Source organism: Pseudomonas sp. K5002 (assembly GCF_013386655.1).
Classification (GTDB): domain Bacteria; phylum Pseudomonadota; class Gammaproteobacteria; order Pseudomonadales; family Pseudomonadaceae; genus Aquipseudomonas.
In genome coordinates this window covers 1-8,220 of the sequence record NZ_JACARK010000178.1, presented here as the reverse complement: position 1 = coordinate 8,220, position 8,220 = coordinate 1, and the positions used below count along the sequence as shown (strand labels likewise).

Sequence of the window (8,220 nt, the reverse complement as noted above, 5' to 3'; positions counted from 1 at the left end):
GTTCTTCTCAAGCCCCAAGCTCAACGAGCGCGAGCGCATGGCGTTTGTGCTGGCGGCCTACAACATGGGGCCCGAGCGGGTCCAGGGAATGCGTGCCGAGGCGCGGCGGCGGGGGCTTAACCCAAACCAATGGTTTTTCCAGGTCGAGCGCATTGCAATGGAGCAGGTGGGAATGAGCGGCGTCAGCTATGTTAATAGCGTGAACAAGTATTACCTGGCGTTTGATCGTGAGCGGGAGTCGTTGGAGCCGGCAGCGCCACGGGTTGCCTCACGTAAATAATCTATTAATTCGATAATTATGAGCCGCTTTATCGGCTTTTATCATTGTTTAAACTGATTAATATAGCGGCCAACCCAACCCCTACCTTGAAAAGGATTATCAGCATGAGCCCATTGATCACCCGCATCCTCTCCACCCGCGCCGGCTACGGCCTGACTGTCCTGCGGATTTTTGTCGGGATCATCTTCGCCGCCCACGGTTCGCAAAAACTCTTTGGCTGGTTTGGCGGCGGCGGCCTGGCGGGCACTGCCCAGTGGATGGAAAGTATCGGCCTGGCCCCAGGTACCCTGATGGCGGTGCTGTCCGGTGGTACCGAGTTCTTCGCCGGGCTGGCGCTGATCATTGGCTTGCTGGCACGGCCGGCGGCACTCGGCCTGTCGATCATTTCCCTGGTGGCGATTTTCTCGGTGCATATCCATAACGGTTTGTTCATGGCCAACAACGGCTACGAGTTCGCCCTGGCGCTGCTGGGCGGTACGCTGGCCGTGTTGTTGGAAGGTGCGGGCAAATTGTCCGCAGACCGCGCCATCACTCACTGATACCGCGAACCCCCCTTAAAAGGCCCGCCCAGTGCGGGCCTTTTCGTTGCTCGGGATTCTTGACACCGCCCTACAGGCTTCTCTAGGATGTTGCCCATGCGCCGATTTAAACAGCTAATTGCGGGGCGCCACGGGTGACTGATCACAGTCCCGACAGAAGCCAGAGCCATGGGCCAGCTTCGAAATTCCGCTAAAGCGCTGGTTCGGTGTTGCCTCTCACCTGCCCGCAGACTTTTGAGGCAGAGACACGACACAATGAATGCACTACGCCCCCTCATACGCCTGGCCCCGATCACCGCGGACCTGACCCAACGCAATCCTAAAATCCTCTTGGGCGGCAAGCATCAGCCGACGTTGCTGCGCTATCTGGATGGCTGGCCGCGCCGCACGGGGCGGCCTTCGGCCTTTCTGATCCAGTTTGTCGAAGACGGCGACTCCCTTGCGCGCTTTGCGTCCAACAGCTTCGACCTGGCCGTCATTCAGGCGCCCAGTGCCAGCGACGCGGGCGAAGTGATACGCCAACTGACCCGCATTGCCCGGCAAGGGCTGATCGCCCGGCGTTGAGCCCTCAGTAGAACGCTGCTGAAGGCAGATGCCGGCGACGGCGACGCAACAGGAAAATACCCCCCGCAATCAGGCACAGTATCAGCGGTACAGGCACGATATTGAGCAGCTTCACTTTGCGTTCCAGGGCGTGAACCTCGGCGTATGACTGGACCTTCAGCGCGTGAATTTCCATGGGGATTCGCAACCGCTCCTTGTTGAGCGCTTGCAGCAGTGTGTTGGAGGTTGCAGCCTGAGGGCCCGGGGAAATTGTCGGGGGGTTGAGCAGTTGCCATTCCTTTTCCGTTTGTTCCAGGCGTTGCGCCAGTTCGGCGGACTTCTCACCGTAGGCCAGTGCCGCGTCTTCGCGCATTGCCTGCAGCACCTGCAGTGATCGAGCACCGCCTGCACGGGGGCGAATGTTCATCAGTGCATCGGGCGCCGCCAGGTTGTCCAGGGTGTTCAATACAAACATCGCGTTATCTGACAACGGGCTACCCGCCGCGCGATGCTTCTGGAGCATTCCAGACACACGATCGCTGAGCAGGTCAGTGTCGGCGACCACGACCACATGGATGTTTGCAGCCTTTTGCAAGCCGGTGTTACGCCCACTGATGCCGTCAGGAAAGGCGGAATAGGCGGGCCCTTCGACGCGGGCGGCGATCACCTGTTGTTGAGCGCGAGTGGCTGTTTCATTGATCAGTGAATTGAGCTGCGCTGGCAGGGCGAAGCGCTCTGCCTCAAACAGCGCGGCGTGCGCGGAGCTTTGCAGCAATGGGGTGAAGGTCATGCGGCTTCTCTTGGCAGGGGCCAGGGCGCCGCTGCTCAAGACGTTGACGTTGTGAAGTTTCCAGGCGCTGATGTCATCCTGTGCCATCGCCTGGCGGGGCAAGGTCAGTGCCGCGGGATGGCGCACAGGCGGCTGGCCCGTGGTCAGGATCACCGAAGTGGCATAGTCGCGATCGGCAATCACCTTGTTCGCGGGCATCTGGATGCCCCAGGCGGACAGCAATGCTTCCAGCTTGGGGTTTTCCGGGGCCGTGACGCTGGTGTCCAGCCCGACAAGCGGGTCGATAAACATCATCAACTTGCCTGCGCCCAATACAAACTGGTCTATTGCGTAGAGGGTTTGGTCAGGCAGGTTGCCGGGATGAATCACCATCAGGGTTTTGACGTGTTCAGGAATTTGCGCGATACCCGGCTCCAGGCTCACCACGTTGAACTGGCGACGGATCTCCTGCAACACCTGCCAGGGAGGCGTATTAACGCCGTTGCGTTCATCTCGCTCACCGTTTATTGGCAGCCGGGAGATCACGCCCACAATGGGTTGCTCGGGGTGGATCACCTTATGAATCAAATGGCTGATTTCATACTCCAGCAGTGACTCCCGGTCCGGGCTGAATGACGGGATGCTATGGGGCGCATGGCCCGCGCTGGTACCCACCAGGCCGAAGAATCCGTGTTGTTCGTCAAGTCCCAGTAACCTGGCTTTGTATTCATCTTCAGAAAAAGGGGTGGGGTCGATGAGGTGCAGGTTGATTTTGCCCTTTGCCGCTTTTTCATATTCCTTGAGCAACAGCTCTACCCGTTTAGCGTAGCTTTCAACGGCGTTGGCTTTGTGTGCACGGTTGCTTGAATTGAAGAAGTACAGATCCACCGGTCTTTCCAGTGAACCGAGCATAGTCTGTACAGGATCGGAAAGTGTATGGATGTTCTGTTCCGAAAAATCCAGCCGTGGATTTGGAAGTTTCAGTGCCCAGACCAGGTTAAAAGCGAGAAACAGTAACAGGAGCGTGATAATTGTGAGGCTGGCACTTAGTCGCGTTTTCATCGTGATGTGTCCCTCTCAACCGTTTCTTACATTCAGGACAATGACCGTCGCGCCAAGAAAGGCGATGATCATACTGATGAAGTACAAACTGTCTTGAAGAGCCAGTACCCCTTGGTCAATGGCGTCAAAACGCGCAGACGGGCTCAGGGAAAGAAGGCGGTCAATCAGCCATACCGGAACTTGATGTTCAATCGCATCAAGAATGGATGACAGGCCACTGGCGGTCAGCAGCAAGCACAGGGTTACGGTGAATATAATCGCGCGATGGTGTGTCAGTGCGCAGATAAAACAACCCACGGATAGATAACATCCGGCCAATACCCAACTTCCCAGGTATTGTGACGCAATGACTGTATTGTCCGGATTGCCAAAATAGTTGACGGTGATGACTATCGGGAAGGTCAACAGCAGGGCCACGCCGGAAACAATCCAGGCCGCCAGAAACTTTCCGACCACTATCTCGAAACGTGTGACGGGCAGGGTTTTCAGGAACTCCATGGAACCGGTGGTGGGCTCGTCGGCCCAAAGCCGAGTGCATAGGACAGGTGTCAACAGTAAGTAGAGCCAGGGGTGCAACTGGAAGAAGCCCTGCAAGTCGGCACTGCCGACTTCCAGTAACCGGGTTGCATGGAAGCCAAATACAGCAGCGGCGGTCAGGAAAACCGCAGTGCTCAGGTAAGTGAGGGGAGCCGAAAGATAACTGACCAGTTGACGCTTGAATATGACCGGGAGAAGTTTCAAATCGATGCCTCCTGGCTCATATGGTGCACAACGTCATCCAGGCGCCCGGCTTCCAGGTTCAGGGCATTGAGCTTCCAGCGGCGCTGGGTGACCAGTGCATTGATGTGGGGGTAGATGATTTGCCCCGGCAGGGCGAGTACGGTCACTGTGCCGGGAGTCTCGCGGTCTTCCTCGATGCCGGCGACCCCGGGCAATACCGCCAGGGCCAACAGGTCCAGCGGTGTGTCGGCTGCAAGGGTGACCGCCTGGTGATGACGGGAGCTGCGCTGCAGTTCGGGCACCGAAGTGTCTGCCACCAATCGGCCGTCGGCTATCACCAGTGCGCGGGTACAAATACCGGTCAGTTCTTCCGGCGCACGGGACGCGACAATGACCGTCATCTCGTCGCTGAGCGACTTGATGAGCATTCTGACTTTGTGTTTCTGGTCGGCATTCAGACCTTCTGTTGGCTCATCGAGCAACAGCAGGCTGGGGTCATGCAGGATTGCCTGGGCGATGGCTACCTTGCGTTTCAACCCGTCCGTGAGGGTTTCCACCGGGCTTTTAAGTATCCGCCACAACTCAAGCCGTGCAACTGCCCGGTCAATCATCTTGCGTTTTTCCGCGCCGCGGAATCCGCGTATTTCGGCAATGAAACCGAGAAAGGCCTTTACACTCATTGCACCATGGCTCAAGAGTCGCTCTGGCTGGTAGCCGGTGACTTTTTTTGCCTGGAATGCATTCAGGGCGATATCGTTACCGAATATTTTTATATGGCCTGAAGAGGGTGTAGTCGAGCCTGAGATCATTTTGATAATAGTTGTTTTTCCCGCACCATCATTTCCAAACAGCCCGAGGCATTCCTGGGGTTGGGCGTTGAATGAGAAGTCATGAATAATGTTTTTTCCGCCCATGGTTTTTGTCAGGCTCGTTATCTCGATCATTATGCTTTTCTACTGAATGGATATGGCAAGGCTGGATTAACCTGGGTGAACAGCAGGTTGTGAATGTTCGAAATTCAATGCTTGAAATCTTTTTATGTTGAAGCTTTTCCGGTGTCGCACTGTTAAAAAATGGTACGTTTAATAAACGCTCTTGGAAATGCTGAGGGGGCTGAATAAGATAAGTCCTACATGCCAGACTATGACTCGCTGAAACAATTGTTTTGCTTTTGATGATTTAATTACAGTCGTTGTTTATTTGGTGTTTATTTAAAGTTTATGCCAATTTGAAATGGAGCCTGATGTCATGCTGCTTCTACGTACCCTTGTTCTTGAACAGTCCGGGCATGATGCACCGGTCAATGGTGCACTGCTTTGTGGTTTTGCGGTGGCGCAGATCTCTTCAAACTTTCTTGCCTACAGTCTGGATGAAGAAACAGAGCCCGGTAGTTCACGGGTGTACATCGCAGCGTTGCGCAAAAAGTCCGAACGTTACTTTCTGGGGGCGATAGACTCCAAGGAAGACCTGCAAATAGCGACCCATGTCTTCAAGCAAATCCTGACGCTCGCGGCTGCTCCCGGGGCAAAATCTGCAAGCAGCGGCGAAACTCAGATTCCCTTTCATTTTGTTGATTTGAAAGGCTGCAAATTGCCCCCGGCCAGGCCTGAAGATCATCACTCGTTGACGATCAAGAAATCCCTGGTGATGAAGGTGATTACCCTGGGAACGTCGGCGCCCGGTTTGCCCGCCATTGAAAGCAATACGTTGATCGTGCCGTCGATTCGTTTCTCCTCAAGAATGGTGTCTGCTCCCAGGTCCCCCGATCCTTCAGAGCCTGCGCGGTCATTGCCCGAGCCGGTGGCGCAGGCGCCCGAGGCTGAGCTCGAGATATCCGAACCGCTCGTTGAGGCGCCACTACAGGCACCGATCGAGGCGCCTGCTGTCGCTGCGCCACTGCCGGCGCCCATAGTCCAACAACCTGAACCGGTCCCCCAGGCGCCGCCGCCCATGCCTGCCCGGAATGAGTCATCCTCGTTGTTTGAAGTGGACGATACGCTGGCCAATCTTTCCCGATTGTCACAGGAACTGACGCAGCAAAAGCTCAGCGTGCTCAAGCAGGAAGAAGCGCTTGATCAGTTGCGTCTCGAACTGCGCCAGGAAAAGGCTGACCTTGAGCAGGAGAGTCAGCGGAGTGCCGACAGGGTTGCCGAAAAGGAAACGTCCCTGGAACAGTTGGCCCGCACGCTGGCCCTCCGGGAAGAGCATCTGGCTGGCAGCTCGGCGCTGAACCAGACAGAGCAGCGTCGAATGGACGAGCGTGCGCGCTACCTGGAGAGCCAGGAAGCCCAGTTGCATGACCGTGACCTTGCGGTGCGCCTCAAGGAGCAACAGCTGACGGCTGCGCTGTTCCAGTTGCCTGTCCTGCGGGACAACCTGAGGGTTACGCTTCAATCCCTGGATGAGTCACTTGCATGGCTTGGCGAGAACGGGCGCGGCCAGCCTGAATGCGGCCCGACCCAGCCGGAGGCTGACTGATACGCGTCGTTGCCGGAATCCGCCGGTGGGTCTGGCTACTTTCCCGAGTTCATTTATCATCGACCCCCACAGCCGACATCGGGCGTTAAATGCGTTGTGCCTGATGCGGCAGCGGGTCTGAAAAATGCAAACTTCCAGGGGATGTAGAGCTTTTGAGCACCAAGCTGATTACCAAAGAAGGTCATGAGGCCCTGAAAAAGGAGCTTGATTACCTGTGGCGAGAAAAGCGCCCTGATACCACCCGCAAAGTGACGTGGGCGGCCTCCCTGGGGGACAGGAGCGAAAACGCCGACTACCAGTACAACAAGAAGCTGCTGCGGGAAATTGATCGTCGGGTGCGTTATTTACGCAAGCGCCTGGAAGACATGCGCGTGGTCGAGTACATGCCCGAGCAGGAAGGGAAGGTGTTTTTCGGCGCCTGGGTGGAGATTGAAAACGAACAGGGCGAGACCAAGCGGTTTCGCATCGTGGGGTACGACGAGATCTATGAACGTATGGACTACATCTCCATCGACTCACCCATGGCCCGGGCACTGTTGCGCAAGGAAGTGGATGACGAGGCGCTCGTGCAGACCCCCAGTGGCGAAGTGTGCTGGTGGATCACCGCTATCGAATATGTGAAGTGACAACGGATGGCCCGTACGCATGAACGCGTGCGGGCCATTTGCGTTTTCAGCCCTCGCGCAGCACCGTCAATGGGCTGGCATTCAGTGCGCGGCGGGTGCCGAACACGCCGGCACCGCCGATCAGCACGGCGCCGATCAGCGGCAGCAGCAATAGCCACGGATGCGGGTGCCAGGTCAGGTCGAACGCGTAGCGGTACAGCACCAGTGTCACCAGTTCAGTGCCCAGCGCTGCCAACAGCCCGCTGACTGCGCCCAACAACCCGAACTCGATACGCCGGGCCTTGACCAGCAACTTGCGCTCAGCCCCCAACGCCCGCAGCAGGGCGCCCTGGCGAATCCGCTCATCGAGGGTTGCCTGGAGCCCGGAGAACAACACGGCCATCCCCGCTGCCAGGACAAACAACAGCACGTACTCCACCGCCAGGGTGACCTGGGCCAGGATGCTGCGCAGTTGTTCCAGCAGTGCCTCCACCTGCAGGATGGTCACCGCCGGGAAAGCCCGGGACAGGTCGACGATCTGTTGGTCATGGCCGGGTGCGAGGTAGAAGCTGGTCAGGTAGGTGGCCGGCAGGTCCTTCAGGGTGCCGGGCTGGAAGATCATGAAGAAGTTGGGCTGGAAGTTGTCCCAGTTGATTTCCCGCAGGCTGGTGACCCGCGCTTCGCGGTTTTCCCCGCCGACGGTAAACACCAGGTGATCGTTGAGCTTGAGTTTCAGGCTGTCGGCGACCTTGGCCTCCACCGAGACGCCTGGAATCTCGTCGGTCGGTTGCGCCGTCCACCAGGAGCCCGCCGTCAGCTTGTTGCCCGGTGGCAGGTCGGCGGCCCAGGTCAGGCTCAAGTCTCGCTGTACTGCACGATCGCCGCTGGAGTCCTTGCTGACAATCTCCTGCACTGGCGAGCCATTGATGCTGATCAGTCGTCCCGGTACCACCGGATACAGCGGAGCCGATTGCGCCTGTAATTCCAGCAGGCGTGCGCCGAAGGTGTCTTTGTCGGCGGGCAGGATGTTCAGGGCGAAATAGTTGGGGGCGTCCTTGGGCAACTGGTTCTGCCAGGTATCCAGCAATTCGCCGCGCAACAACGCGATCAAGCCCATGGATAACAGGATCAGCCCGAACGCCAGTGACTGCCCCGCGGCCGCCAGGGGATGACGCAGCAACTGGCCCAGCCCCAGGCGCCATGGCAGGGAGGCCCGGGCAAGCA

General features: G+C 57.5%; 8 protein-coding genes and 1 pseudogene. 5 read left to right on the top strand and 4 right to left on the bottom strand.

What is annotated here, in order from left to right; all coding sequences use genetic code 11:
* The 3 genes and pseudogenes from HX846_RS10155 to HX846_RS10145 form a co-directional block, all read left to right on the top strand.
* A pseudogene (locus HX846_RS10155) lies at positions 1–280 on the top strand (lytic transglycosylase F); the annotation flags it as partial.
* A gap of 104 nt (positions 281–384) precedes the next feature.
* Positions 385–819: a DoxX family protein gene (locus HX846_RS10150; RefSeq protein WP_003218737.1), complete on the top strand. Its 435-nt coding sequence runs from the start codon at positions 385–387 to the stop codon at positions 817–819.
* Between the two features lie 255 nt (positions 820–1,074).
* On the top strand, positions 1,075–1,383 hold the full coding sequence (locus tag HX846_RS10145; RefSeq protein WP_003218736.1) for a hypothetical protein: 309 nt from the start codon (positions 1,075–1,077) through the stop codon (positions 1,381–1,383).
* Positions 1,384–1,387: 4 nt separating this feature from the next.
* Here the strand turns inward: HX846_RS10145 and HX846_RS10140 are convergent, their stop codons facing one another.
* From HX846_RS10140 to HX846_RS10130, 3 genes are read right to left on the bottom strand one after another with little or no spacing between them, the layout of a single operon-like run.
* On the bottom strand, positions 1,388–3,193 hold the full coding sequence (locus HX846_RS10140; RefSeq protein ID WP_178965336.1) for a Gldg family protein: 1,806 nt from the start codon (positions 3,191–3,193) through the stop codon (positions 1,388–1,390).
* A gap of 15 nt (positions 3,194–3,208) precedes the next feature.
* A complete protein-coding gene (locus HX846_RS10135; RefSeq protein WP_003218734.1) occupies positions 3,209–3,934 on the bottom strand; it encodes an ABC transporter permease in 726 nt (241 codons plus the stop codon).
* Complete coding sequence (locus HX846_RS10130) at positions 3,931–4,857, bottom strand: ABC transporter ATP-binding protein (RefSeq protein ID WP_023659064.1); 927 nt, start codon at positions 4,855–4,857, stop codon at positions 3,931–3,933. The genes HX846_RS10135 and HX846_RS10130 overlap by 4 nt, the downstream gene beginning before the upstream one ends.
* A 304-nt stretch (positions 4,858–5,161) precedes the next feature.
* Between HX846_RS10130 and HX846_RS10125 the strand changes: the two genes are divergently transcribed.
* Positions 5,162–6,391, top strand: coding sequence for a hypothetical protein (locus HX846_RS10125; RefSeq protein WP_178965335.1), 1,230 nt, complete (start codon positions 5,162–5,164; stop codon positions 6,389–6,391).
* Positions 6,392–6,543: 152 nt separating this feature from the next.
* Entirely contained in the window at positions 6,544–7,017 is a 474-nt protein-coding gene (gene greB, locus HX846_RS10120; RefSeq protein ID WP_008437752.1) for a transcription elongation factor GreB, read from the top strand.
* 46 nt (positions 7,018–7,063) lie between these two features.
* On the opposite strand, the gene HX846_RS10115 is transcribed toward greB, so the two are convergent.
* The coding region (locus tag HX846_RS10115; RefSeq protein ID WP_372241974.1) for an ABC transporter permease at positions 7,064–8,220 on the bottom strand (1,157 nt) is incomplete at its 5' end.